We start from the raw sequence: 24,406 nt of genomic DNA on the forward strand, positions 1-24,406 counted from the left end.
CGGGCTTTTTTTAATGTTCACTCATTTCGGTGTGAGGCGTAGTAACCGCCCCGGAATATCATCTTCGATCACATAGACGGAACCGTCATTGGCAATCGCCACATCGCGGATACGGTTTTCCATATCATAGCGCTCCGCTTCATCAGCACTGCCATCCTCTTTAAACTCAACCCGTATCAAAGCCATGGAAGCAAGGCCGCCGATCAGAGCAGAGCCTTTCCAGTTTTTGAACAATGCGCCTTCATAAAAAGCGAGCCCTGCAGGGGCAATCACCGGTGTCCAATAGACAACCGGCGGTTCAAATTCCGGTCTTGTCTCATGATGCGGGATCGGCTCACCGCTATATTGCGTGCCATTCGACACCACCGGCCAGCCGTAATTCAAGCCCTGTTTAATCAGGTTCAGCTCATCCCCGCCTTTGGGGCCCATTTCATGCAGCCATAATTTGCCATCAGGCGCAAAAGCCAGTCCGTAAGGATTGCGATGGCCGGTTGTCCATGTCAGCGCCCGTGCATTATCCTCATCCTGCCCTGCCAGATCGGCACGCGGATTATCCTGCGGCACAGAACCGTCGCGGTTAAAACGCAGCACTTTACCCAGAGCCAGTTTCGGATCTTGCGCAGTTTTCGGGTTCATCCGGTCACCGGAGCTTAAATACAGATATTTTCCGTCCGGTGAGAAAGCGATAATGCCGCCCGGTTGCCCCCATTTGCTTTTCGGCAGCTGTCGCCACATCACAGTCAGGTCATCGAGCGAAGCTTTGCCATCCTTTTCGCTCAATTTTGCCCGTGCCAAAGTAAGCGAGCTAAGAACGTCTTTGCCGCTGCGCTCCGGCTCCGCATAGGTAAAATAGACCAGTCGGTCAGAGGTAAAATCCGGTGAAACAGCAATATCCAGCAGACCATTCTGCCCTTCAAAAGACACGGCAGGCACATTGCTGACTTCGGTCTTTTTACCGGCCCTATCTGTCAGAAAAATATGTCCGGCTTTTTCCGTTACCAGCAGACGCTGATCCGGTAAAAAAGCAATCGCCCACGGCGTATTAAATTCGGCAATTTCCTGCACTTTAAACGGATTTTCAGCAACCGCTGCGCGGCCACCGGCATTAACAGATTGGGATGCAAAAACCGGTAAGCTGAACAGGCTGGCTGCTATTGCAGAGACCAGAAAATAACGAATGCCTGCATGTTTCAGACCTGTAATCTTGACGCGTCCGTTCAGCACGCTCTCCCCCTTGACCGGTTGATTATGACTGGCTGCATCAAACGCAATCCGGCGGCTGTTGACAAGTCTGTTGTGCAGATAAACTTATCCGGTAATTTTAACCAGTTTTAAGAAAACTTGTCCGAACTTAATCGGTTAAAATTAATTCAATCGGTTCAAGTGCTTGGCACAGTATTTGTTTTATCCGGCACATCTGCTATCGGCTGGGTACCAATTTCCAACGCCCTTCTTAACACGGAGTTTTTTATGAGCGAACGTCTCGAAGATATTGCAGTTGCCATGGTAGCAAAAGGCAAAGGCATTCTTGCCGCCGATGAAAGCTCCGGTACAATTAAGAAGCGCTTTGACAGCATCAATCTGACTTCGACAGAAGATGCGCGCCGCGATTACCGCGAAATGCTGTTCCGCGCAGATGATGCGATGAAGAACTACATCTCCGGCGTTATTCTCTATGATGAAACCCTGCGTCAGAGCGCCCGTGACGGCACTCGTCTTGCAGACCTCATCAAAGCAACCGGCTCTATCCCAGGTATCAAGGTTGATGCCGGTGCCAAGTCTCTGGCCGGTTTTGCTGACGAAACCATCACCGAAGGTCTTGATGGCCTGCGTGAACGCCTGAACGAATATTACGAACTCGGCGCACGTTTTGCCAAATGGCGCGGCGTTATTGCAATCTCCGATACTCTGCCAACATGGGGCGCAGTGCGTCAGAATGCACAGGCACTGGCTCGCTATGCAGCTCTGTGTCAGGAAGCCGGTATCGTGCCGATCGTTGAGCCGGAAATCCTGATGGACGGCGTACCGGGCGACCATTCGATTGAGCGTTGCTATGAAGTGACCGATCTGGTTCTGAAAACCGTTTTCAACGAACTCTATGATGCCCGCGTTAAGCTTGAAGGTATGATCCTCAAGCCAAACATGGTTATCGACGGTAAAAACGCCCGTAAGGCTTCTGTTGAACAGGTTGCTGAACTGACAGTTCGCGTGCTGAAAGCCAATGTTCCTTCCGCAGTTCCTGGTATTGCATTCCTCTCCGGCGGTCAGTCGGATGTTGAAGCAACTGCACATCTCTCCGCAATGAATGCCGGTTATGATATGCCTTGGAACCTGACCTTCTCCTATGGCCGCGCTCTGCAGGCTGCTGCCATCAAGGCATGGGGCGGTAAAGACGAAAACGTTCCTGCAGCACAGGCTGCCTTCACTCACCGCGCCCGCATGAACGGCCTTGCCGCGACCGGCGCATGGACTGAAGCACAGGAAAAGAATGCTTAATCCGCATTTCTTTTGAATTGAAAAAGCCCGCGTTTAACGCGGGCTTTTTTATATCTGACCTTTTAATAACCGGTATGAGCCTGCAGCAAAACTGTAATCATCATCACCGCAATGGCCGCAACGGCGATTTTCCAGAAGTCACTGCGCCGCTTCAGCCCCGGCAATCCCAATGGCTTCAGCAGATGCAATCCCATCAGGATCAGCAATAAAACCGGTGCAATCTTTGCCATTGCGCATCCTCTGAATATTATTGCGGCCTGACTTGTATCTTGCCCCCTCTTTAGTCGAATGGACGTCACTTTAACAGTGTGGATTAATATCGGCTGAGGAGAATGGCGTAGTTTATATTTTTCAAAACCGCACAAAGATCCGGTGAAAGTTATTCTGCGCCTGAGAGGTGCAAGCACAGCTTGCATTGCAATGGGAGGAATACATGACTTCGGCTTATCCCGAAATTTATCAGGCATGGAAAAATGATCCCCAAACTTTCTGGGGTAAAGCATCCGCACTTATCGACTGGTATAAACCAGCGACAAAAATCTTTGACCCTGAACAAGGCCCTTACGGACGGTGGTTTGCAGGCGCTGAATGCAACACCTGCTACAACATGCTCGACCGTCATATCGAGGCCGGTCGCAGTGATGTTCCCGCTATTCTCTATGACAGTCCTGTCAGCGGCCAGAAGGCTCGTTTCACCTATAGCGAGACTCTGGAGCAGGTGATGCGGCTCAGCGCCGTGATGCAGGATTTCGACATTCAAAAAGGCGATCGGGTGCTGATTTATATGCCGATGGTGCCGCAGGCATTATTTGCCATGATGGCCTGTGCCCGCCTTGGTGCAATTCATTCTGTGGTCTTTGGCGGTTTCTCAGCCGATGAGCTGGCGGCACGTATTGATGATGCCACCCCTGCCCTGATTATTGCCAGTTCCTGCGGGCTGGAAGCCAATAAGACAGTCAGCTACAAACCGCTGCTCGACAAAGCCATTGCCAGCGCCAAACATCAGATAAAGCATTGTCTGATCCATCAGCGTGAACAATGCCGATGCGAACTCATCACAGGCCGCGATCACGACTTTACAGAGCTTTGTGAGCAGGCAGCAGGACGTGAAGTACCTTGTACATCCGTTGCCGCCACCGATCCGCTCTATATTCTCTACACTTCCGGTACCACTGGTAAGCCCAAGGGTGTGGTGCGCGATAATGGCGGCTATATGGTTGCGCTCGCCTGGTCGATGGGCGCGCTTTATGACATTCATGCCGGTGATATTTTCTGGACAGCCTCCGATATCGGCTGGGTGGTCGGCCATTCCTATATTGTCTATGCCCCGCTGCTGATCGGCGCCACAACAGTGCTATTTGAAGGCAAACCTGTCGGCACGCCCGATGCCGGTACATTCTGGCGCGTGGTTGCCGAGCACAAGGTGAAAGTGCTTTTCACTGCACCAACCGCTTTGCGCGCGATTAAGCGAGAAGACCCCGAAGGCAAGCTGCTGCATCAATATGATCTCTCCAGTCTTGAAGCACTGTATCTCGCCGGAGAGCGTGCAGACCCGAATACGCTGGAATGGGCAGAGCAGATGCTCAACCGCCCTGTGATTGACCATTGGTGGCAAACGGAAACCGGCTGGCCGATTGCCGGCAATCCGCGCGGCCTTGGCATATTGCCGGTCAAACACGGCTCCACCTGTGTACCAATGCCCGGCTATGATGTGCAGGTGCTGGATGATGCAGGCCATCCGGCGAAAACCGGTGAGCTCGGCAATATTGTCATCAAACTGCCGATGCCTCCCGGTTGCCTGCCGACTTTATGGCAGGCCGACCAGCGCTTCCATGAAGCCTATCTTGATGAATTCGAAGGCTATTATAAATCCGCTGATGCCGGTTACATGGATGAAGACGGCTATATTTTCATCATGAGCCGTACTGATGATATCATCAATGTTGCGGGACATCGCCTGTCTACCGGCTCGATGGAAGAGGTGATTGCCGGTCACCCACAGGTCGCAGAATGTGCGGTAATCGGCATTGCCGATAAGCTCAAAGGGCAAATCCCCTGCGGCTTCATCGTGCTCAAGGCCGGTGTGACGCAAGCCCATAGTGAGATTGAAGCAGAATGTGTGGAACGGGTACGCGATCAGATCGGGCCTGTTGCCGCGCTGCGCACAGTTCTGACAGTCAACAAATTACCCAAAACCCGCTCCGGCAAAATTCTGCGTTCAACCATGCAAAAAATTGCTGACCACGAGCCATGGAAAATGCCTGCCACGATTGAAGATCCGCAGACACTGGATGATATCCGTGACTGCCTTCATCAACGTGGCATCGGCACCTGCTCCGAAGCAACAAAACCTGCGGCCTGACAATTATCAGATACAAAAAAGCCGCCGGAGATGATCCGGCGGCTTTTTAAAACTACAAATATAAAGAGATCTTACAGATCGTCTTCTTCGTCTTCCGGTGCGCTCTTCATCGAAGAAAGCTTGGCGAAGACTTTATCCGCATCCAGCTCTTCCGATTCGTCATTGCGGCTGTAATCCAGATTTTCTGTTGCCGATGCCGGCAGCAATGTATCACCGGATTCTGGCTCAATCGGACGATTGCGGGCTGCGCGGTCAACTTCGATATCCAGATCAATCTGCGAGCAGAGACCCAGTGTTACCGGATCCATCGGCTGAAGGTTAGCCGAGTTCCAGTGAGTGCGGTCGCGAATCTGTTCGATGGTCGATTTGGTAGTGCCGATCAGACGGGAAATCTGGGCATCTTTCAGTTCCGGATGGTTACGCACCAGCCAGAGAATCGCATTCGGACGATCCTGACGCTTGGACAAAGGCGTATAACGCGGGCCTTTACGTTTGGCTTCCGGTACACGCACTTTTGGTTCGGACAGTTTCAGACGGTAATTAATGTCTTTCTCAGCCCGTGCGATTTCTTCACGGGAAAGCTGGCCGGTGATAACCGGATCAAGACCCTTGATACCCTGTGCAGCTTCACCATCCGCAATCGCTTTCACTTCAAGCACATGCAGTTTGCAGAAAGTTGCAATCTGGTCAAAAGACAGAGCAGTATTATCGACAAGCCATACGGCTGTTGCCTTAGGCATAAGAAGCTGAGTGGCCATAAGATATAATCCTCTCGTTCGCCCGCTCCGGTAGCGCGGGACGTGGGGTAAACCACAATTTCCGGGAATTCGTTCCCTCTATAACCAAATTTTACACAATGAGCAAGAAAACCCTGCACAGGAATTCAGCGCATTCTCAGTGGTTATGCGACATCAAGAACGATTTTACCGATATGATTACCCTCTTCCATACGTTCATGGGCACGCCATGCATCTTTTAGCGGATAAATCATATCCATCACCGGAGAAATCGTGCGGCTGGCGAGCAACGGCCAGACCTTTGATTCCAGTTCCGCTGCAATCTGCGCTTTGAAAGCCACATCACGCGCACGCAGGGTCGAACCGGTATGGGTCAGACGCTTGGTCATCAGCTTGGCAAAATTGGCTTTTGCCTTGGCACCGCCGAGAAAGGCGATCTGTACAATGCGCCCTTCAACCGCCGCCGCATCATAATTACGGTCAACATAATCCCCGCCAACCATATCAAGAATAACATCTGCACCCTTGTTATTGGTGGTAGCTTTAACCTGCTCGACAAAATCCTGCTCACGATAATTAATCGCAACATCCGCCCCAAGCTTCAGACAGGCAGAGCATTTCTCCGCAGAACCGGCCGTCACAATCACTTTGGCACCCAGCGCTTTGCCAAGCTGAATTGCCGTTGTGCCGATACCGGAACTGCCGCCGTGAATCAGCAATGTCTCACCGGCCTGCAACTGTCCGCGCTGCACCACATTGTGCCAGACGGTAAAAAGTGTTTCCGGCAGAGCCGCCGCTTCCACATAACCATAACCGGATGGCAGCGGCAGCGCATTGCCTTCACAAACCACGGCATATTCAGCATAACCGCCTCCTGCCAAAAGGGCAGTCACCGCATCGCCGACCTTATAGCGCTGCACGCCTGTGCCAATAGCCACCACATCACCGGCCACTTCCAGCCCCGGCAAATCAGAAGCACCGGCAGGCGGCGGATAATGCCCCTGTCGTTGCAACACATCAGGACGGTTCACTCCGGCAGCTTTCACACGGATCAAAATTTCGCCTTTACCCGGATGCGGCACGGCACGTTTGACTGGTTTCAGTACCGATGGCGCACCGGCCTGTTCAATCGCAATTGCCATCATCTGGGAAGCAAGTTCCGTTGTCATATCCGCTCCTTAAATTCTCTGATCCGCCCAAAGCGTTTTCCCTGATCTAGTGGTCAGATTACGACATTTGCGCCCGTTCGTGACAGGCGCAGAGCAAATGTCGCAATCAAAAAGACCACTAGCAACTAAATAATGCTAGTGGATTTTTCGAATTTGTCGTTTGAAACAACATTTGTGTCGACGGGAGTTCAAACGGCAAATTCAATCCACTAGCCATATTATGCTGAAAAAATGCAATCTATAAAAATCATATCGCTAATGATGCAGGTTTATGAGATGCTGAAAACTTATGTGGCCTGCCCGCCCTGTATTTAAAGGCAAACAGGTCACGAATATTGCGAACCATATTGAAAGCTGCCGTGGACAGGCTGCAGCAGGAAGTGAGGAAAACGCCATGTTCTTTGATGATAATGCGCAGGAGACAACAACCTATAATCACCATATCGGTGAGGATGTGACCCTGCTTTCAGCGGCTGAAATCGACAATCGTATTGCCTTGCTTAAAGCGGAGATCCGCCGGTTGGAAACCGATCGCAATGACAGAAACCGCAGCCGCGCGGCTGCTGAGGCACTGTTTCGCCTGTAAGCCTTTGCTATTTCCGGATACACCACAGTTTCAGAACCTCTGCTCTCAAACAGGCGGAGGTTCTTTTTATTTTACCTGACACAATATCTCATCAATACAAAGCCTTGCACTCTTCCAAGTGATAGGTCAGCATGGTTACACTCAATCTGTCCGAAGCGGCAATTTCACCTTGCAGTTTCAGGCGAACAGGTTTCAAGATCAGAAAACTGTAAAATAGCCTGCAATAGAATAAAGGATTCTGCGTGTTCCGTTCCTATGTCCAGATTTTCGCACTGCTTTGCGGCACCGCTTTTCTGCTGATCGGTTCAGGTCTGCATGGTCTTTTATTGCCACTGCGCGGAAATGTGGAAGGCTTCTCGGTTACGGCTCTGGGTCTGATCGGTACAACATGGGCAGGCGGTTTCGTTGCTGGCTGTATTTTTGCACCGCGTCTGGTGCGCCGTGCCGGACATGTGCGTGCTTTCGGCTTTTTCGCATCCACTGCGGCAATTGTGGTTTTGCTGACCGGCCTGATGGTTGACGCTTCAATCTGGGTGGTTCTGCGCGCCATTACCGGTTTTGCGATGGCCGGTATTTTCATGGTGATTGAGAGCTGGCTGAATGAAAAAGCCACCAATGAAACACGCGGTAAAATTTTCGGCCTCTATATGATGGTCAACTACGGTGCCGTCATGACCGGCCAGATGCTGGTGATTACCGGCGATGTCGAAGGCAGCTCGCTGTTCATGATTGCCGCGATCTTCTTCTGCCTTGCGCTGCTGCCAACCGCAGCTTCCAAAGCATCTTCGCCGCGCCCGCTGACCGAAGTGCAGCTTGATCTGAAAAAGCTTTATGCCAATTCACCGGTTGCCTTTGTCAGTGTTATTCTGATTGGTATTGCCAATGGTGCATGGGGTACACTCGGTGCGGTTTTCGGCTCGCTCAGCGGTATTGATAAAACCACAATCGCACTGATGGTCAGCTTCACCATTGCTGCCGGTGCATTAATGCAAATCCCTGTCGGACGCTTTTCCGACCGTATCGATCGCCGCTATGTCATGGCCAGCGTTGCCGGTTCTGCCGCTCTTATCGGTTTTCTGATTTTTGCCATCGCACCAACCAACGGCACACTAATTCTGGTCATGACCGCATTATACGGTTCGCTTGCTTATGCGATTTATCCGGTTGCCGTTGCCCACGCCAATGACCACGCAACACCTGAGACTTTCGTCAAGGTTTCCGGCGGTTTGCTGCTGCTTTATGGTTTCGGCACCATGCTCGGCCCGCTGATTGCTGCGGAAGCGATGAATAATTTATGGCCTTCCGGCTTGTTTCTGGTGACAGCGGTCTCGCATATTGCCATTGCCGGTTATGCTATTCTGCGCTCGCGTAAACGCGCCTCGCCGCTACCTTCCGAGAAAGAGCAGTTCCAGAGCATGGCTGCGGAACGCCCTGCCACACAGGAAAGTGTGCTGCTTGATCCGCGCTCTGAGGCGGCACAGGAAGAGAAATCCGTCCCTGTACCGGAACCGGCGAAATCAGAGAACTGACACACGGGTCGTTAGCTCTTATACCCAATATAGCTATTTACGGGCATGGAGTGCTGCCTGCATTAGCCTGCGGAATTTTGGACATTCCGTATGGGTTTCTGCAGGGCATTCAGCCACATGCCGCAAGGCCTTGCTGAGTGTTGTCAGCTGGCGGACCTGCAAATCCAGCTGGTCTGCCCGCTGATGCAGCGCCTGCCGCGGCAGATCAGCCGAGCCGTCTTTGCCGAACATGCCTTTCATCTCGGACAGCGGAAAACCCGCTATCTTCCCCAGCGAAATCAAAGCCAGTTGCTGCAGCACTTCCGGTGCATATTGACGGCGCAAACCATGGCGGCTGAAGGATTCGATCAGCCCGATCTCCTCATAATAACGGAGCGCGGAAGGTGACACTCCGCTCTTCTCCGCCAGCACACCTATATCAAGAAGTTTCATACTTGACCTCAAGTTGACTTGAAGTGGCAATGTAACAGCAACTCAAACAAGCCACAAGAGGAACAGCTGTGCGTTTCGCCCTCTCTGATACTTCTCCTCGCCTTGCAATCCTTGTTCTTTCAGGTTCCATGCTACTTGCCTCCATGGCCGTGAGCATCACCGCTGTCGCATTACCGGCACTCAGCAGAACACTGGATGCTCCTGTGTCTGCGGTTCAGTGGATTGTGCTGATTTACCTGTTGTCCGTCACAATAGTGATTGTGCTGGCGGGGCGTTGTGCCGACCTGTTCGGCCATCGTTTTATCCTGCTGACGGGCCTGATAATCTTTACACTCAGTTCGCTGCTTTGCGCCGCAGCGCCAAATCTCACAATGCTCATCGCCGCCAGAGCGATACAGGGCATAGGCGGAGCCATTATCATGGCATTACCGGTCTCAATCATAAGAGGCATGGTTTCCGGCGAACAGACAGGCTCCGCCATGGGGCTTCTCGGTTCCATGTCAGCAATCGGAACCGCGCTCGGCCCTGCACTCGGAGGCATCCTGATTGCTGTCTTTGGCTGGCGTTCCGCCTTTATCCTGCTGGCAATATCCGGTTTTGTCTTACTGGTTCCTGCTATCAAAGCGATACCGGCATCACCGCCAAATCATAAAACCAGCCGCTCGCTGGATCTGTCAGGCGCGACCCTACTGGCTATTGTGCTGTTTCTCTATGCAGTGATAACGACCGGAAATAAAAACGGACTGAACTGGGATATGACTATCACCATTCCGGCGGTTCTGGTTGCCCTGATAATTTTTGCGTGTGTTGAAAGCCGGTCTTCTTCACCGCTGGTGCCTCTGTCACTCTTGCGCAATCCTGTTATCAGCGCCTCGCTGATAACCAACCTGCTCATCAGCTCAGTGATGATGGCAATGCTGGTGGTCGGGCCATTCTTCTTGTCATTCGGTCTGCTGCTGGGGGAAGCAATAACAGGACTGGTTGTCGCTGTTGGTCCTGTTGTTGCGGCGCTAGCCGGTATTCCTGCCGGGCGCATTACAGACCGGTTTGGTATAAGACGCGCGCTGGCTTACGGACTGGCTGTTATGAGCATTGCACTCATCTGCATGGCCTTACTGCCCGTCAGGTTCGGAACTGCAGGATATATTTTATCGCTGATAATGCTGACACCGTGTTTTCAGCTGTTTCTGGCCGCCAATAATACAGCCATCATGCTTGCAGCGCCCGAAGACCAGCGCGGTATCTTGTCCGGATTGCTGGGCCTGTCGCGCAATCTGGGACTGATGACCGGCGCATCTGTCATGGCCACAATATTTGTTACCGCACTGGGACAGGAAGAGCTTGTTCATGCAGCTGCAAAATCCGTCGGATTTGCCTTTACTGTCACCTTGCTGACGGCAGCAGGACTTGCACTGCTTTCGCTGATAATCACGCTCATCAGCATAAGAAAATAAATCCGGTGCGGGCCTGATATCCGGCCTGCACCTCATCTTTCAGAGCCTGCCCATCCGGCGGTTCTGTCTGAAACTGTGCTTTACAGTTTAGCGGAATTAATGTCGGGTGACTTGTGTCCTAAGCTTTTCTATCTGTTCCTTCAGATACAGCTTTTTGCGTTTAAGATCGGCGATCGTCAGCGTATCAGTAGCTGGCAATGCTGCGGCGTCGGAAATTTCCTTTTCCAGTGCATCATGCTTCTTTTCCAGTGAGGCAAGATGGGATTCAAGTGCCATTATTGCTTCTCCTTTATATTTACGCGTCACTCTCATTTTGTCAGCGGATCAGGCTCCAAGACCCGTTCGGTCTGCAGGAACCTGCTTGTGACAGTTCCCAGCCTCGAACCAGACTATGACAAAACAATGACAGTCTTGCATGAGATTTGATTAATGTCGAATTCATATTTGGCACATTTCAACTTTGCCAAATTTGTGCTACGGCAAAGCTGAAAAAGGGCGGATTATACTGACCTGCGGTGCTTCTGTGAAAATCGCAACCCATATTGGTGAGCGATAAATGCAGATGTCTGCGGTTCTGTTCTCGCTGTGAAGACAAGATCAGATGGAATATGCCATGGCCGATCAGGAACAAGCCGAAATTCGCCTCTCCGTTGCACGGTTGCGCCAGGAACACACGGATTTTGATCTTGCCATTAATGCGATGATGCAGACCGGCTGTAACCAGCTCAGCATTCAGCGCATGAAAAAGAAAAAACTCGCGATCAAGGATCAGCTGAGCAAGCTGGAAGATAAAATCATTCCGGATATTATTGCCTGACTTCGGGTCTAAATTCAGATCTGAATCTGACCCGATCAATTCACATTCTCACCGCAGATAAAAGACCGGCAGACTTTTACGAAGCCTGACCGATTTTTTATTTTTTAAATCCAGCACCTGACAGGACATTTCATGGCAGATAACACACCAACTTCCCCGAAAGTCGCCATCATTATGGGCAGCCAGTCCGACTGGCCAACCATGCGCAATGCGGCGCAGGCACTGGATACGCTGGGGGTTGCTTATGATGCCCGTATTATTTCTGCGCACCGCACGCCGGATCGCATGGTTGAATTTGCCAAAACGGCACGCGATCAGGGCTTTCATGTGATTATCGCCGGTGCAGGCGGTGCCGCCCATCTGCCGGGTATGGTTGCATCCATGACGCCGCTGCCGGTCTTTGGTGTGCCGGTACAGTCCAAAGCGCTGTCGGGTCAGGACTCACTGCTTTCCATCGTCCAGATGCCTGCGGGTATTCCTGTCGGCACAGTAGCCATTGGCAATGCCGGTGCCACCAATGCCGCACTGCTTGCCGCTGCGGTTCTGGCACTGCATGACAAGCCGCTGGCAGAGCGTCTGGATGCCTATCGCAAAGCCCAGACCGATGCCGTGGCTGCCGCACCAAAAGATGAGGGCTGAGCCATGCTGCAAGCAGGATCAACAATCGGAATTATCGGCGGCGGTCAGCTTGGCCGTATGCTGGCCATGGCGGCAGCGCGCCTGAGCTTCAAAACCATTATTCTGGAACCGCAGGCGGACTGCCCTGCCGCACAGGTCGCCAATCGTCAGATCGTGGCTGCCTATGATGATCGCGCCGCCTTGCTGGAACTGGCTGAAGCCTGCGATGTTATCACCTATGAGTTTGAAAATGTGCCGGTAGAAGCCGCACAGTTTCTGGCAACAAAAAACATTGTCTCCCCGCCACCGCTGGCTCTGGAAATCTCGCAGGATCGCGTTGCCGAGAAACAGTTTCTCAATGAGAGCGGCATTGCCACCGCACCATGGCGTGTGGTTGACGATGTGCAGGATCTGGTCGCAGCGCTTGGCGCGCTGAACGAGCGCGGCATTCTGAAAACCCGCCGTTTCGGCTATGACGGCAAAGGTCAGGTGCGCCTGAACAGCCTCGATAATGACGCTGCGGCGGAAGCCATTGCTGCCATTAAAAATGCTCCGGCAATTCTTGAGGGCTTTGTGGAATTTACCCGTGAAGTTTCTGTCATTGCCGCACGCGACAAGGCAGGCAATGTCCGCCTTTATGACATTGCAGAAAATATTCACAAGAACGGCATTCTCGATACCTCAACCATACCGGCATCAATCAGCTCTGAAACCGCAGCCGCCTGCACCGAGGCCGCACAGAAGCTGCTTCATGCGCTGGATTATGTTGGTGTGCTCGGCTTTGAATTTTTCGTTCTGCCGGACGGTTCTGTCGTTGCCAATGAATTTGCACCGCGTGTCCATAATTCCGGTCACTGGACAGAAGCGGCCTGTGCTGTTTCGCAGTTTGAGCAACATATCCGTGCCGTGGCAGGCCTGCCGCTCGGTGATCCGCGACGTCACAGTGACTGCGTTATGGAAAACCTGATCGGTGATGATGTGCTCAAAGTTCCGGCGATTCTGGCAGAATCGGATGCGGTACTGCATCTCTATGGCAAGGCCGAAGCACGTGAAGGACGCAAAATGGGGCATGTCACACGCATTAAAAACGGAAAATAACACCGTTTTGCGGGTTCCGTGCGCATCAATGGTTGACAATTGACCCATTCATTGACTATTTCACCTCAACCATTCAAACGTGCTCTTTGGCTCGCTCTGAAACATGCTCCCAAATACGGGAAACGGTTTTGGGAACAAGGCATGTATAGAAACAAAGAGCTGGAACGAGCGCAGCGTTTCTAATGAAATGAGACACGTTCCAGGAATATGCCCAATTCGGGCCAAACACATTGGTGAGTAACATGAAGATCAAGAATTCGCTTAAAGCGCTCAAAGGCCGTCATCGTGACTGCCAGCTGGTTCGTCGTAAGGGCCGCGTATACATCATCAACAAAACTGCTCCTCGCTTTAAAGCCCGCCAAGGTTAATCTTGGGGTTAATGAGCTGAGTGAGACAGCTCTGAGAGTTGTTTCAGACAGTAAGTTGTAGAGAATTTTAACAGCGCCGGTATTAATTTACCGGCGCTGTTTTTATGCCTTTAATCAGCCGGTTTCTACTTTATGATAGCACTATGACCAAGACACGCAGCTCCCTCACCGTTTCTCTGATATCAGCCCTGATGATCACGGGCGCTGCGGGCTTTGCTGCGGCAGAAGATATCAGTGCTACCGGCAAAACAGAGCCGCAGCCCATGCCGCCTGCCGTAACCATACCTGAAGCTCCGAAACCGGCACCAATCAACAACACGGCGGCAAAACCCAAAGAAAAACCGAAAAATCCCGATGTGGAAATGGCAGGACCGCTCACAGAAACCCGCCGGAAAGAACAGGAGCAACTGTTCACGGATTTGCGTAAAGCATCCACACCGGAGAAGTCCCATGCCATAGCCAGCCGCCTGCGCCAGAGCTTTGTGCGCACCGGCAGCGATAGTCTGGATCTGATGCTGCGCTGGGCAGAAACAGCCCTCAATCAATCACGCGATGCGGAAGCGCAGGATTATATTGATGAGGTGATGGCGCAGCGCCCTGACAATGCAACAGTCTGGCAATTGCGCGCCCGTTTACATCTGCGCCGCAACGAGCTGGCTCCTGCCCTCAATGACATCAGGCAGGCAATGATTTTAGAGCCGCGCAATTTTGATGTTCTCATCAATTATGCAACTTTGCTACGCGAAACCGGAAACCGCAAAGGTGCCCTCCGGCTTTATGAGCAAGCTTTGAGCGTTTATCCGATGATGAAAGAAGCGCAGGATGAAATGCTGAAGCTCACGGAAGCTGACAGCGATACCGCCCTCTGAACCCGCAATTAGAGCGACCATGTGTAGTGCCAAGTCTGGCACACGGCGCTCTAAAAGCCCCTTACGGGGCTTTTAGCTTATTCGCTGATGATTTTCACACGGTCGCCCGCAGAAACCGTACCGCCGCTCGGCAGAGCATTCAGAAGGCGGAAGAGATCAAGCTTGCGATCAGTTCCCTGCATCCGGTTGGCCAGTGAGCCAAGCGTATCCCCGGCTTTCACACTGATCACGCGGATGCGCAGAGGCTTCGCTGCAGCCTGCTCGGCTGGTGTCAGCACGCGGAAGCTTTGTGTGGTCGCTTGTGTCGTCGTGCTCAAAGCATTGCTGTTTTTCGGCGCGGCGATGAGGAAGCGATAAACTTTCTGGCCGGAAGCGATGACAACAATTTCAAACTGCCATTTATCGGCACTGGCACGCGCAGTGGCTGCAGGCAAACCATTGATTGTGGTTGTCTGCACAGACTGCTCATCAAGACCTGTCACCCAGCCGCTGCGCAGATAGGCTGCAAGATCACCGCCCTGTGGCAGTGCTGCACCGTCAAAACGGATAGCCAGTTCACCCGGACCGCTGGCCATAACGGCACTGGCTGAATTATCAATCGTAAAGCCCTGCGGAACACTGAAAGTCACACCGAGTTTCGGGTGAATAAAGGTGCGCTCACGCACAAAACCTTCCTGCGGCGTGTCACCATAGAGCAGGCCGTCAATACCGTTCAGGAATGAAGGACGGTCAGTGGTGCCGACACCCGGTGCACCGATGCGGCGTGCATGGCCGATGGCCAGATCAACGCGCTGTGGTGTGGCCGGATGGCTGGCCAGAAAGTCTAGGCTGGCATCGGTCGCACCGGAGACAGAGCGGAAGCCCGTATAGGCTTCCATCGACTGCAGAAAGCGTGCCGAGGCAAACGGGTCATAACCCGCAGCGCCGATCATTTTAATGCCGATTGCATCAGCCTGTAATTCCTGATTGCGCGAGAACTGGGCAAGGCGCAGCTTGCTGCGGATTGCCGCCTCACGACCGGCCGCATCATCATGCAACACCTCGGAGGCAACGCGTTTGGCAAGTACCGATTCCGCTTCTTTTGCCTGTCGCAGAATACCATGATTGGCCGTGACATGCCCCATTTCGTGGGCGATTACAGCAGCCACTTCGGATGAATCATTAGCAAGCGCCAGCAAGCCGCGGGTCACATAGAGATAACCGCCGGGCAGCGCAAAAGCATTGATATTCGGGCTGTTGAGAATTGTAATGCGGTATGTCTGGTCAGGATTGTCAGAAACCGTTGTGAGATTGCCGACGATCTTTGCAACCATGCGCTCAAGCTTGGCATCTTTATATTCCCCGCCATAGGTGGCGAGAATACGCGGATGCTGCTGCGCGCCAAGCTGTGCCAGCTTGTCATTCTTGCTGACATTGGCAACCGTAACGGGATTGGACGACGGGCCGATCACATCGGGATCACTGAAATCTACAGTACGGCAGGCAGATAAAAGCGCGACCAGACCAATAGCGGCTGATCGTTTGAAAACTGGAGAAATAGAGGGCTTTTCCGCTGCGGAAAACCGTGCTGCCCTTAAAAGCATATCCAGTGTCGTGTCCCCGTTTACTTCAAAGCTGATTTGGCGGTGCCGGTTGCACGGCCTGTTCAGCGATTCTGTCTGCTCGTCTGCAAGCGAATTGCCCGCAATATAAACAATGCTCTTCTGAATAGAAGTGAAATGATTTTTGCGATATTTCACAAATTGTCAGCTATTGCATCATTAGTAGATATAGGCTGCTTCTTTGTTTAACCAGAGCCGGTCGCATTAAATGATCGTAATGCACCCGCTCCGGATCGCCTGAACCGCCGCATAGTCGGCGGCTCAAGACGAGCATTTAACTGCGCATGCTTTGTGTCAATATCACGTCATTCGCTATGATAATCTGATTATCATATTGTAATCAGGATGTTTTATGCTCTGACGTGCCCATATAGTCACGCACGGGCTGAGGGCCGGAGGGCGAGAGCATCATGGCTGCATCACCCTGCTCTCTGATTTGCCCGTCTTTGAGAAAAAACAACGTTGAATCGAAACGCAGTGCATCTTCCGGCGTATGCGTCACCATCAGAATGGTAATACCGGTTTCCTGTTGCAATTCACGGATCAGATCCAGCATTTGCTGTCGCAAGGCGGGGCCGAGAGAAGCAAAAGCCTCGTCCAGCAGCAAAACAGGCTTGTCACGCACCAATGCACGGGCAATCGCAACACGCTGCCTCTCGCCACCGGAAAGCGCTTCCGGTTTGCGGTTTTCTTTGCCGGTCAGCTCCACACGGTCAATGGCATTTTGCACCGCAAGATGATCCGCTTCACTCAGCTTCAGCGCAGGTGACCGGCCAAGGCTGACATTGGCGCGCACATCAAGATGCGCGAACAGATTATTCTCCTGAAACACCATCGTAACCGGCCGTCCGGCGGGCTCTTCAGTGCTGATTTCCTCGTCACCGATCAGAATATGGCCGGATAACGGTGCTTCAAATCCGGCAACCAGATTGAGCAGTGTCGATTTACCGGAACCGCTTGGCCCCACAATCACACCGGTTTCACCGGCCTTTAAATGCAGGTTGAACAGCATGTCTGTCGCTCCATAGGAGAAACGAACATTATCAAGGGTGATTGCAGCATTATGTCGTGTCATGAGGCATTCCGCTCAGTAGATTTGCCTGAATTGATCCGGCTGCCGGTTTTATCAGTGATAAGCATCAGTGCAAAGCAGATAGCGGCAAGGATCAGCGCAAGGCCTGCCGCGTCACTGGTACGATAGCTGCCCATGCGCTGCAGCAGAAGATAAGGCAAGGTCTGCACCGCATCGCTGCCGAAAAGAGCAATCGTGCCGAGATCGCCCATAGACAGCGCCATAGCAAAGATAAAGCTCAGGATAAGCGGACGGCGGATGACCGGCCAGTCGATCAGACGCAGACGGTTGAGCCCGCTGATACCGAGCGACGTGCAGAGCCGGTTATTCTGTGCCGCTGCACTGTCCCATGCAGGGCGCAGCAAGCGCACCGCAAAAGGCATAGCCATGACACCATTCACAGCAATGACCATGAAGGGCGCGAGCGTGAATACATCGGTGAACTGGCGCAGCAATATGAACCAGCCTGCACCGATCACAATCGGCGGAATAATCAGCACCAGACTGGAACCACTGTCGAGGGCAGTGGTGAAAAAGCTGCGCAGCCGGTGCGGCGATTTAAGATTTTGCGCAGCACTAAATTCGCGTGCGGTGACCAGCGTAAGAGACAACACGACACAAAGACTGGCTGCGCCAAAAGCCAGCAAAAGCGAGGTGATAATTGCCTGCTGCACCACGGTTTCATTCAGCAAACGCCACAGATCAGAACCCAGACCGGACAGAACCATGCCCAGAACCGGCAAAGCAATGAACAAGGTGGCAATGAGGATAATGATACCTGATGAGATTTTCGACCATCTGCCGTGGTGAATATAATCTCTGTTGGTCGTGACCAGCGACAGCCCCTCTTCTGTCGGCTTACCGGTCAGACGCAGCAGGCACAACACGCCAATAGTCAGCAGCAACTGGGTGAGCGTGAGGGCAACAGCACGCGCCAGATCAAAGTCGAAATGCAAGGCCTGATAGATGGCAACTTCCAGCGTAGTCGCGCGGGGGCCTCCGCCTAAGGTCAGCACGATGGTGAAGGAACTGGCGCAGAGCATGAAGATCAGCCCTGCAATACCGCTCAGATTTCGGGCAATCACCGGCCATTCGATCAGCCGGAAACGGGCAAAGCTGCCCATGCCTAATTGCGCCGAGAGTTTCCAGTAATCTTGCGGAATGGATTCGAGACTGGCCAGCAGCAAACGTACTGCAAGCGGCATATTGAAAAACACATGCGCCAGCAAAATACCGGTCAGCCCGTAAATATCCGGTATCAGCGGCAGACCCAAAGCCGTACTGCCCTGCGCGATAAAACCATTGCGCCCGTAAATACTGGTAATACCGAAAACAGCAACCAGTGATGGCAATGTCAAAGGTACCGCGAAAAAGCGCAGCAGTAATTTGCGGCCGCGAAATGCGGTATTGGCATGGAGTGCACGGGCTACCGGCAGTGCAAACAGCACTGAAAGCAGAACTGACAGCAGCGCCTGCAGCAGCGTAAAACGCGTAATATTCCACAAATAACTGTCAAAAGCTGCAAGTGCATCGCTATCGGATTGCAGCCCCTGAATGCCAAGCGACAGCAAGGCCCCGCCGGTCAGCACCAGCAGCAGCATCAGCGCGATAAAGCCTGAGACAGTTTTGAAACGGAAGGCCTGCATAATTCTCCGTAAATGCCCCGCCGCACGACGCGGCGGAAGCAGTCATGTTGAGCTCAGAAACAGTTGTACCTTAGCGGCTCATGGCTTTCAGCCACTCATCAACCCATGCTTTGCGGTTTTGTGCAACGGTTTCAGAAGCAATCAGCAGGCTCTTATCCGGTTTTGGCAGAGCATCAAAAGCCGCATCGAGCGGCGCAGATGTGTCATAGGCCGGATACATCCAGTTGGTCTGCGGAATAACATCCTGAAAACCGGCTGTGGTCATGAATTTCAGAAACTCTGCAGCACGCGGGTTTTTAGCACCGTTTATCGTCTGGCCGGCCAGTTCAATCTGGAGATAATTACCTTCCTCAAAAGTCACTGCTTTATAGCGCTCGGTTTTATCCGAGATCATGTGATAGGCGGCAGAAGTCGTATAGGACAGCACCATCGGCGCCTCGCCTTTGGTAAACAGACCATAGCCCTCAGACCAGCCCGGTGTGACTGTCAGCACGCGTTTGCTGAGCTTCTGCCACTGTTCCCCAGCCTTGTCGCCATAGAGGTCTTTCACCCAGAGCATCATGCCCAGACCTGGCGTGGATGTGCGCGGATCCATCAGAATGATTTTCTGCGAAGCATCGCCGTCAATCAGTTCTGCCATGGATTTCGGCGGATTTTTCATCTTCTCACTGTCATAAATCACAGCGAAATAACTGTAATCATAAGGCAGGAAAACCTCGTCCTGAAAATTATCAGGCACATTGCTTTTCACATCGTTCAATCCGTGCGGGGCAAACAGGCCAGAGGCTTTGGCATCATTGATAAGATTGGTATCAAGCCCCAGCACAATATCGGCCTTGGTGGATTTGCCTTCCAGCTTCAGGCGGTTGAGCAAGGCCACACCATCGGCAACAGCGACAAAATTGACGGTGCAGCCGCAGGATTTTTCAAAATTCTCTTTAACCTTCGGCCCCGGCCCCCAGTCAGATGTAAAACTGTCATAGGTATAGATGGTCAGGTCCTGAGCCTGTGCTGCACTTGCGCCGAGGCTTAAAACGGACAGAAGACCGGTTGTGAGAAGTAGATTTCTGATAAACATGAGATAACAGCCGCGCGGGCTCTCCTCTGGTTATGAATTGATCCAAGGATTGAGCGCCGGAAGCCGGACAGCATCTAATCCCTCCGCCGGTACAAACCGGATCAGGTTCAGCGGGTTAGCCGGAGACCGGCCTCTCAGCCTCCGAAACCGAAGGCACCCCGTTAGAGCGAGCGGACAATAGGATAAAACAGCGTCACGGAGCAAGAGGATTGTTAGAGCATGTCGAGCTCGAATGGTTTCATTTGAGCTGCTGCGAACATGCGACAATTAAAAAATCCGGAGCGAGCGCAGTGGGTACGATTAAACGCGACACGCTCCAGACTTCCGGTCTTTGAAACAGCGTGATATGCAGCACCATGTCAAAATTTCTCATTCTTCTCGGCGGTGATCTGACCGTCACTTCGCGGCTGAAAAAGCAGATTTCCGGTGCACGCGTTTTGGCGGCAGACAGCGGTATGCGCCATGCGGCCGGCCTTGGCGTGGTGCCGGAATTATGGCTCGGCGACTTTGATTCCACTGATACGGCACTGGCCGCACAATATGGACACATTGAGCGGCAGGTCTTTCCCGTTGCAAAGAATATGACCGATGGCGAACTGGCATTGCATGAAGCCTATGAGCGCGGCGCAACAGAAGTGATTTTGGCCGGTGCATTCGGCGGTGAACGCACCGACCACACATTTCTGCATCTCAGCATGGCGGTAGCGCAGGCACATACAGGACGTAAAATATTTCTCTCCAGCGGCCACGAGGAAGCAACACCGCTGATCTACGGGAAAACCGGTTTTGACCTGCCGGAAGAAACATTATTCAGTATTCTGGGCTTTGAGACATTAACCAGATTATCAATTTCCGGCGCCGAATGGCCGCTGGATAATGTGACTGTACCGTTTGGCTCTTCTTTAACGCTTTCAAATAGGGTAAAAGAAAACTTAACAGTGACGTTAGGTGGAGGGGCGGCAATTTTAGTCGCATCGCCTGCCATTGATTCAATCTGATGTGACTGAACGTAAAAACCTGTAAATTGTTTTGATAGTTGCCGTCTTCTTTTTTGCTATAAAATGCAGGAGATTATGGCAAGTGAGTAGCCTCAACGGGAGTAACTTTAGATGAAATCACGTCTTTCTATGATCGCAGTAACAGCAGTGCTCGCGTTTTCGACTGTTGCCTGTACAACAGGCGAACAGCGCACCGCCGGTTACGGTGTGGGCGGCGCAGCACTCGGCGCGCTTGCCGGTGGCGCTATTGGTGGTAACGGCCGTGGCGCCCTGACCGGTGCTGCAATCGGTGCGGTTGCCGGTACGCTGCTCGGTGCAGCACAGACCCGTAACGGCGTTCAGTATTGCCGCTACCGCGACAATTACGGCCGCGTTTACGAAGCGCCTTGTAACTAATAGTTACAAAATTGAATTTAAAAACAGGCCGGTTTCCGGCCTGTTTTTTTATGCCTGCGCATTGATCCAGGAATTTAGCAGTAAGGGTTCCTGTTTGCAGCAATATGCAGTAATGAGCAGTAACAATCTTCGGCCTCTCTTTTTAAAGCGTAATTATCCATGGCTCCTCCTCTTCTCCGACTTGACCAGATCAGCCTGACTTTTGGTGGCACACCGCTGCTGGAAGATGCAGGCCTGTCGATCAGTGAGGGAGAACGGATTGCGTTGGTCGGGCGTAACGGCTCCGGCAAATCCACACTGTTGAAAATTGCAGCCGGTATGGTTGAACCAACCGGCGGCGAGGTTTTCCGTCACCCTTCCGCAACCATTCGTTATCTGGCACAGGCACCGGATATGGATGGTTTTTCCAATGTGCGTGATTATGTGGAAGCAGGTCTCGGCCCGACTGATGATCCGTATCGCGTGGCCTATCTTCTGGAAAATCTGGGACTGACCGGCGATGAAACACCGGAGCAGCTTTCCGGCGGTGAAGCACGTCGTGCAGCGCTGGCACGGGTCATTGCACCGCAGCCGGATGTGCTGCTGCTGGATGAACCGACCAACCATCTCGATCTCGCAACGATTGAATGGCTGGAGCAGGAACTGCGCCAGATCCGCTCGGCGATTGTGCTGATTTCCCATGACCGTCGTTTTCTGGAAAATGTCAGCCGCGCCACGATCTGGCTGGATCGCGGTGTGACGCGTCGTATTGAACAGGGCTTCGCGCATTTTGAAGAATGGCGCGACAAAGTTCTGGAAGAAGAAGAACGCGATCATCAGAAGCTCGGCCGTCAGATCGTCCGGGAAGAACATTGGTTGCGCTATGGCGTGACTGCCCGCCGCAAGCGCAATATGCGCCGCCTTGGCGAGCTGCATACAATGCGCCATGAATTCCGCACCCATCGCCATGCGCAAGGCGTGGCAACGCTGCAGGCCAGCGATGTGAAAGAATCCGGCAAGCTGGTGATTGAAGCAGATAAGATCAGCAAAGCCTATGATGAGCGTGTACTGGTCAAGGATTTCTCCATCCGCGTCAATCGCGGTGACCGTATCGGCCTTGTCGGGCCGAACGGTGCAGGCAAAACCACATTGCTGTCGATGCTGACCGGTAAACTTGAACCGGATTCCGGCACAATCCGTCTCGGTGTTAATCTGGATTTTGCCGAGCTGGATCAGAAGCGTGAGCTCAATCCCGATGAAACCCTGTCGCATTATCTGACCGACGGGCGCGGTGAATCGCTGGTGGTCAATGGCGAGCAGCGCCATGTTGTCTCCTATATGAAAGACTTTCTGTTTCAGCCGGAACAGGCACGCACGCCGATCCGTGAATTATCCGGCGGTGAGCGCGCTCGTCTGATGCTGGCGCGGGTTCTGTCGCGTCCGGCCAACCTGCTGATCCTCGATGAGCCGACCAATGATCTGGATATGGAAACGCTGGATCTGTTGCAGGAACTGGTATCCAGTTTTGCAGGCACCGTTATTCTGGTGAGCCATGACCGTGATTTTCTCGACCGCACGGTAACATCGGTGATTGCACCGGAAGGTGACGGGCGCTGGCTGCAATATGCCGGCGGTTATGCGGATATGATGGCGCAGCGCAAAGAAACAGCGCTGGCACGCCGTCAGGTAAAATCTGCCGCACCCGCAGGTAGTGACAAGGCGGAAGCTGCCCCCGCACCAAAACGCGATGAAAAGCGCAAACTGTCCTATAAGCAGAAATTTGCGCTGGAAACACTGCCGGCGAAGATGGAAAAGCTGAGTGCAGAAATTACAGCACTTGAGGCGAAAATGGCTGATCCGGCGCTCTATACCAAAGACCCTGCGCAGTTTGCCAAGATCGCTGCTGAGATTGAAAAGAAACGCAGTGAAAATGAAGCCCATGAAGAAGAATGGCTTGAACTGGAAATGCTGCGTGAGGAGATTGAAGGCTAATCAGTCCTTCACAATGCTCTGATAAAAGCCTGCCTGAATATCACTCAGGCAGGCTTTTTTGTTTTATGCGCTGGCCTTGTTCAGAACATCCAATGCATCCTGATCGAGCGTCAGCTGAGTCGCTTTAATCAGCTCTTCCAGCTGCTCAATCTTGGTGGCGCTGGCAATTGGCGCGGTGATTGACGGCTGAGCCATCATCCATGCAACAGCAATTTGCGCCACAGTCACGCTATAGCGTTCTGCCACCTGATCCATTGCTTCCAGAATCTTCAATCCGCGTGCATTGAGATAGCTGGTGCCGACCCTGTTGCCACGCGGACTAATGCCCAGATCTTTCTCGCTGCGATATTTCCCCGTGAGGAAACCGGCCGCCAGCGTATAATAAGGAATAACGCCAACCTGATTGGCGCTCACCACCGGCTCCAGCGTGGTTTCATAATCCTTGCGATCATAGAGATTATACAACGGCTGCAATGAGTTATAGCGCGGCAGATTATGTTTCTCAGAGATTTCCAATGCGCTTTGCAGGCGCTCGCCGGTAATATTGGATGCACCGATTGCACGGACTTTACCGGCTTTGATCAGATCCTGAAATGTACCGAGCACATCCTCAAACGGCGTATTCGGATCATCATAATGCGACTGGTAAAGATCAATATAATCTGTTTGCAGGCGCTTGAGCGAAGCGTCAACACATTCACGGATATGGGCAGGCGCCATGGTAAAGCCTTCGCCCATATCGGCACCAACCTTGGTGGCAATGATCATCTTGTCACGACTGCCACGGCTTTTGAGCCAGTTGCCGATAACGGTTTCCGATTCACCGCCCTTATGCCCCTCTACCCAGCGGGAATAGACATTGGCCGTATCAATAAATGTCAGGTCGGCATCGAGCAGGCGGTCGAGTAAGGCAAAAGATGTGGTTTCATCGGCTGTCCAGCCGAACACATTGCCGCCGAAGCAGAAAGGTGAAACCTGTAAATCTGACCGTCCGAGTTGTTTCATGCGCATTCCGTTTCCTCCGCAGGATATGCATTATTCGTTCAAAGCGGATTATGACCAAAAAGATGCGGAGGGAAAGAAAAAGCGCGACAAACTATTCTGATAAC

At 52.6% G+C, this 24,406-nt stretch carries 24 protein-coding genes and 1 riboswitch; of the genes, 13 read left to right on the forward strand and 11 right to left on the reverse strand.

Annotated features, from left to right (window positions below; genetic code table 11):
- Nucleotides 1-21: 21 nt before the first annotated feature.
- Nucleotides 22-1,179 (reverse strand): PQQ-dependent sugar dehydrogenase, encoded by a 1,158-nt coding sequence (locus F7P81_RS15970; protein WP_151160338.1) that lies wholly within the window; start codon nucleotides 1,177-1,179, stop codon nucleotides 22-24.
- Between the two features lie 291 nt (nucleotides 1,180-1,470).
- Between F7P81_RS15970 and F7P81_RS15975 the strand changes: the two genes are divergently transcribed.
- Nucleotides 1,471-2,496, forward strand: coding sequence for a class I fructose-bisphosphate aldolase (locus F7P81_RS15975; protein WP_151160254.1), 1,026 nt, complete (start codon nucleotides 1,471-1,473; stop codon nucleotides 2,494-2,496).
- 62 nt (nucleotides 2,497-2,558) lie between these two features.
- On the opposite strand, the gene F7P81_RS17150 is transcribed toward F7P81_RS15975, so the two are convergent.
- Nucleotides 2,559-2,726 carry a hypothetical protein gene (locus F7P81_RS17150; protein WP_022711757.1) on the reverse strand — a complete coding sequence of 56 codons (168 nt, stop codon included), beginning with the start codon at nucleotides 2,724-2,726 and terminating at the stop codon, nucleotides 2,559-2,561.
- Between the two features lie 203 nt (nucleotides 2,727-2,929).
- Here F7P81_RS17150 and F7P81_RS15980 point away from each other — a divergent pair, with 203 nt between their 5' ends.
- Nucleotides 2,930-4,858, forward strand: a complete 1,929-nt coding sequence (locus F7P81_RS15980; RefSeq protein WP_151160255.1) for a propionyl-CoA synthetase — start codon at nucleotides 2,930-2,932, stop codon at nucleotides 4,856-4,858.
- A gap of 71 nt (nucleotides 4,859-4,929) precedes the next feature.
- Here the strand turns inward: F7P81_RS15980 and F7P81_RS15985 are convergent, their stop codons facing one another.
- Nucleotides 4,930-5,616 (reverse strand): DUF1013 domain-containing protein, encoded by a 687-nt coding sequence (locus tag F7P81_RS15985; RefSeq protein WP_151160256.1) that lies wholly within the window; start codon nucleotides 5,614-5,616, stop codon nucleotides 4,930-4,932.
- A gap of 143 nt (nucleotides 5,617-5,759) precedes the next feature.
- Entirely contained in the window at nucleotides 5,760-6,764 is a 1,005-nt protein-coding gene (locus F7P81_RS15990) for an NAD(P)H-quinone oxidoreductase (protein ID WP_151160257.1), read from the reverse strand.
- Between the two features lie 289 nt (nucleotides 6,765-7,053).
- Here F7P81_RS15990 and F7P81_RS17300 point away from each other — a divergent pair, with 289 nt between their 5' ends.
- On the forward strand, nucleotides 7,054-7,350 hold the full coding sequence (locus tag F7P81_RS17300) for a DUF1192 domain-containing protein (protein WP_374828092.1): 297 nt from the start codon (nucleotides 7,054-7,056) through the stop codon (nucleotides 7,348-7,350).
- Between the two features lie 242 nt (nucleotides 7,351-7,592).
- Nucleotides 7,593-8,879: an MFS transporter gene (locus tag F7P81_RS16000; protein WP_151160258.1), complete on the forward strand. Its 1,287-nt coding sequence runs from the start codon at nucleotides 7,593-7,595 to the stop codon at nucleotides 8,877-8,879.
- Between the two features lie 33 nt (nucleotides 8,880-8,912).
- Here F7P81_RS16000 and F7P81_RS16005 read toward each other — a convergent pair whose 3' ends face one another.
- Complete coding sequence (locus F7P81_RS16005) at nucleotides 8,913-9,311, reverse strand: helix-turn-helix domain-containing protein (RefSeq protein ID WP_116089059.1); 399 nt, start codon at nucleotides 9,309-9,311, stop codon at nucleotides 8,913-8,915.
- Nucleotides 9,312-9,439: 128 nt separating this feature from the next.
- Here F7P81_RS16005 and F7P81_RS16010 point away from each other — a divergent pair, with 128 nt between their 5' ends.
- Complete coding sequence (locus F7P81_RS16010) at nucleotides 9,440-10,765, forward strand: MFS transporter (RefSeq protein WP_151160259.1); 1,326 nt, start codon at nucleotides 9,440-9,442, stop codon at nucleotides 10,763-10,765.
- Between the two features lie 96 nt (nucleotides 10,766-10,861).
- On the opposite strand, the gene F7P81_RS16015 is transcribed toward F7P81_RS16010, so the two are convergent.
- The gene (locus tag F7P81_RS16015; protein ID WP_028233180.1) at nucleotides 10,862-11,044 is read right to left on the reverse strand and encodes a YdcH family protein; all 183 of its coding nucleotides are present in this window, start codon (nucleotides 11,042-11,044) and stop codon (nucleotides 10,862-10,864) included.
- 334 nt (nucleotides 11,045-11,378) lie between these two features.
- On the opposite strand from F7P81_RS16015, the gene F7P81_RS16020 reads away from it, so the two are divergent.
- From F7P81_RS16020 to F7P81_RS16040, 5 genes are all read left to right on the forward strand, one after another.
- Nucleotides 11,379-11,582, forward strand: a complete 204-nt coding sequence (locus tag F7P81_RS16020) for a YdcH family protein (RefSeq protein ID WP_033315775.1) — start codon at nucleotides 11,379-11,381, stop codon at nucleotides 11,580-11,582.
- 132 nt (nucleotides 11,583-11,714) lie between these two features.
- On the forward strand, nucleotides 11,715-12,221 hold the full coding sequence (purE, locus tag F7P81_RS16025) for a 5-(carboxyamino)imidazole ribonucleotide mutase (RefSeq protein WP_151160260.1): 507 nt from the start codon (nucleotides 11,715-11,717) through the stop codon (nucleotides 12,219-12,221).
- Nucleotides 12,222-12,224: 3 nt separating this feature from the next.
- Complete coding sequence (locus F7P81_RS16030; protein WP_151160261.1) at nucleotides 12,225-13,298, forward strand: 5-(carboxyamino)imidazole ribonucleotide synthase; 1,074 nt, start codon at nucleotides 12,225-12,227, stop codon at nucleotides 13,296-13,298.
- A 242-nt stretch (nucleotides 13,299-13,540) separates the two neighbouring features.
- Complete coding sequence (gene ykgO / locus F7P81_RS16035) at nucleotides 13,541-13,666, forward strand: type B 50S ribosomal protein L36 (protein WP_075657282.1); 126 nt, start codon at nucleotides 13,541-13,543, stop codon at nucleotides 13,664-13,666.
- A gap of 143 nt (nucleotides 13,667-13,809) precedes the next feature.
- Complete coding sequence (locus F7P81_RS16040; protein WP_151160262.1) at nucleotides 13,810-14,535, forward strand: hypothetical protein; 726 nt, start codon at nucleotides 13,810-13,812, stop codon at nucleotides 14,533-14,535.
- A 77-nt stretch (nucleotides 14,536-14,612) separates the two neighbouring features.
- Here F7P81_RS16040 and F7P81_RS16045 read toward each other — a convergent pair whose 3' ends face one another.
- The 4 genes from F7P81_RS16045 to thiB all read right to left on the reverse strand — a co-directional run bounded on the left by F7P81_RS16045 (nucleotide 14,613) and on the right by thiB (nucleotide 19,932).
- Entirely contained in the window at nucleotides 14,613-16,118 is a 1,506-nt protein-coding gene (locus F7P81_RS16045) for a M48 family metalloprotease (RefSeq protein ID WP_151160339.1), read from the reverse strand.
- Between the two features lie 358 nt (nucleotides 16,119-16,476).
- Complete coding sequence (locus F7P81_RS16050; protein WP_151160263.1) at nucleotides 16,477-17,211, reverse strand: thiamine ABC transporter ATP-binding protein; 735 nt, start codon at nucleotides 17,209-17,211, stop codon at nucleotides 16,477-16,479.
- Complete coding sequence (gene thiP / locus F7P81_RS16055) at nucleotides 17,208-18,854, reverse strand: thiamine/thiamine pyrophosphate ABC transporter permease (protein WP_151160264.1); 1,647 nt, start codon at nucleotides 18,852-18,854, stop codon at nucleotides 17,208-17,210. The genes F7P81_RS16050 and thiP overlap by 4 nt, the downstream gene beginning before the upstream one ends.
- Before the next feature lie 70 nt (nucleotides 18,855-18,924).
- Nucleotides 18,925-19,932 carry a thiamine ABC transporter substrate binding subunit gene (gene thiB, locus F7P81_RS16060; protein ID WP_151160265.1) on the reverse strand — a complete coding sequence of 336 codons (1,008 nt, stop codon included), beginning with the start codon at nucleotides 19,930-19,932 and terminating at the stop codon, nucleotides 18,925-18,927.
- A gap of 61 nt (nucleotides 19,933-19,993) precedes the next feature.
- Nucleotides 19,994-20,103, reverse strand: a riboswitch (TPP riboswitch).
- Between the two features lie 185 nt (nucleotides 20,104-20,288).
- Between thiB and F7P81_RS16065 the strand changes: the two genes are divergently transcribed.
- From F7P81_RS16065 to F7P81_RS16075, 3 genes are all read left to right on the forward strand, one after another.
- Nucleotides 20,289-20,930 (forward strand): thiamine diphosphokinase, encoded by a 642-nt coding sequence (locus F7P81_RS16065; RefSeq protein ID WP_151160266.1) that lies wholly within the window; start codon nucleotides 20,289-20,291, stop codon nucleotides 20,928-20,930.
- A gap of 111 nt (nucleotides 20,931-21,041) precedes the next feature.
- Complete coding sequence (locus tag F7P81_RS16070; protein WP_075657278.1) at nucleotides 21,042-21,326, forward strand: glycine zipper domain-containing protein; 285 nt, start codon at nucleotides 21,042-21,044, stop codon at nucleotides 21,324-21,326.
- Nucleotides 21,327-21,485: 159 nt separating this feature from the next.
- Nucleotides 21,486-23,297, forward strand: coding sequence for an ABC-F family ATP-binding cassette domain-containing protein (locus F7P81_RS16075; protein WP_151160267.1), 1,812 nt, complete (start codon nucleotides 21,486-21,488; stop codon nucleotides 23,295-23,297).
- A 63-nt stretch (nucleotides 23,298-23,360) separates the two neighbouring features.
- Here F7P81_RS16075 and F7P81_RS16080 read toward each other — a convergent pair whose 3' ends face one another.
- Nucleotides 23,361-24,308: an aldo/keto reductase gene (locus F7P81_RS16080; protein ID WP_151160268.1), complete on the reverse strand. Its 948-nt coding sequence runs from the start codon at nucleotides 24,306-24,308 to the stop codon at nucleotides 23,361-23,363.
- Nucleotides 24,309-24,406: the final 98 nt, after the last annotated feature.

The sequence above is a fragment of the Pseudochrobactrum saccharolyticum genome (genome assembly GCF_008801715.1).
In the GTDB taxonomy this organism is placed as follows: domain Bacteria; phylum Pseudomonadota; class Alphaproteobacteria; order Rhizobiales; family Rhizobiaceae; genus Pseudochrobactrum; species Pseudochrobactrum saccharolyticum.

Coding starts and splice junctions, on each gene's coding strand:
- F7P81_RS16065 (WP_151160266.1), top strand. CDS start 20,289: ATGTCAAAATTTCTCATTCTTCTCGGCGGTGATCTGACCGTCACTTCG.
- ykgO (WP_075657282.1), top strand. CDS start 13,541: ATGAAGATCAAGAATTCGCTTAAAGCGCTCAAAGGCCGTCATCGTGAC.
- F7P81_RS16030 (WP_151160261.1), top strand. CDS start 12,225: ATGCTGCAAGCAGGATCAACAATCGGAATTATCGGCGGCGGTCAGCTT.
- F7P81_RS16040 (WP_151160262.1), top strand. CDS start 13,810: ATGACCAAGACACGCAGCTCCCTCACCGTTTCTCTGATATCAGCCCTG.
- F7P81_RS16045 (WP_151160339.1), bottom strand. CDS start 16,118: ATGCTTTTAAGGGCAGCACGGTTTTCCGCAGCGGAAAAGCCCTCTATT.
- purE (WP_151160260.1), top strand. CDS start 11,715: ATGGCAGATAACACACCAACTTCCCCGAAAGTCGCCATCATTATGGGC.
- F7P81_RS15975 (WP_151160254.1), top strand. CDS start 1,471: ATGAGCGAACGTCTCGAAGATATTGCAGTTGCCATGGTAGCAAAAGGC.
- F7P81_RS16050 (WP_151160263.1), bottom strand. CDS start 17,211: ATGACACGACATAATGCTGCAATCACCCTTGATAATGTTCGTTTCTCC.
- F7P81_RS15990 (WP_151160257.1), bottom strand. CDS start 6,764: ATGACAACGGAACTTGCTTCCCAGATGATGGCAATTGCGATTGAACAG.
- F7P81_RS15985 (WP_151160256.1), bottom strand. CDS start 5,616: ATGGCCACTCAGCTTCTTATGCCTAAGGCAACAGCCGTATGGCTTGTC.
- F7P81_RS16005 (WP_116089059.1), bottom strand. CDS start 9,311: ATGAAACTTCTTGATATAGGTGTGCTGGCGGAGAAGAGCGGAGTGTCA.
- F7P81_RS16080 (WP_151160268.1), bottom strand. CDS start 24,308: ATGCGCATGAAACAACTCGGACGGTCAGATTTACAGGTTTCACCTTTC.
- F7P81_RS17150 (WP_022711757.1), bottom strand. CDS start 2,726: ATGGCAAAGATTGCACCGGTTTTATTGCTGATCCTGATGGGATTGCAT.
- F7P81_RS16070 (WP_075657278.1), top strand. CDS start 21,042: ATGAAATCACGTCTTTCTATGATCGCAGTAACAGCAGTGCTCGCGTTT.
- thiP (WP_151160264.1), bottom strand. CDS start 18,854: ATGCAGGCCTTCCGTTTCAAAACTGTCTCAGGCTTTATCGCGCTGATG.
- F7P81_RS17300 (WP_374828092.1), top strand. CDS start 7,054: ATGTGGCCTGCCCGCCCTGTATTTAAAGGCAAACAGGTCACGAATATT.
- thiB (WP_151160265.1), bottom strand. CDS start 19,932: ATGTTTATCAGAAATCTACTTCTCACAACCGGTCTTCTGTCCGTTTTA.
- F7P81_RS16075 (WP_151160267.1), top strand. CDS start 21,486: ATGGCTCCTCCTCTTCTCCGACTTGACCAGATCAGCCTGACTTTTGGT.
- F7P81_RS16010 (WP_151160259.1), top strand. CDS start 9,440: ATGCTACTTGCCTCCATGGCCGTGAGCATCACCGCTGTCGCATTACCG.
- F7P81_RS15980 (WP_151160255.1), top strand. CDS start 2,930: ATGACTTCGGCTTATCCCGAAATTTATCAGGCATGGAAAAATGATCCC.
- F7P81_RS16020 (WP_033315775.1), top strand. CDS start 11,379: ATGGCCGATCAGGAACAAGCCGAAATTCGCCTCTCCGTTGCACGGTTG.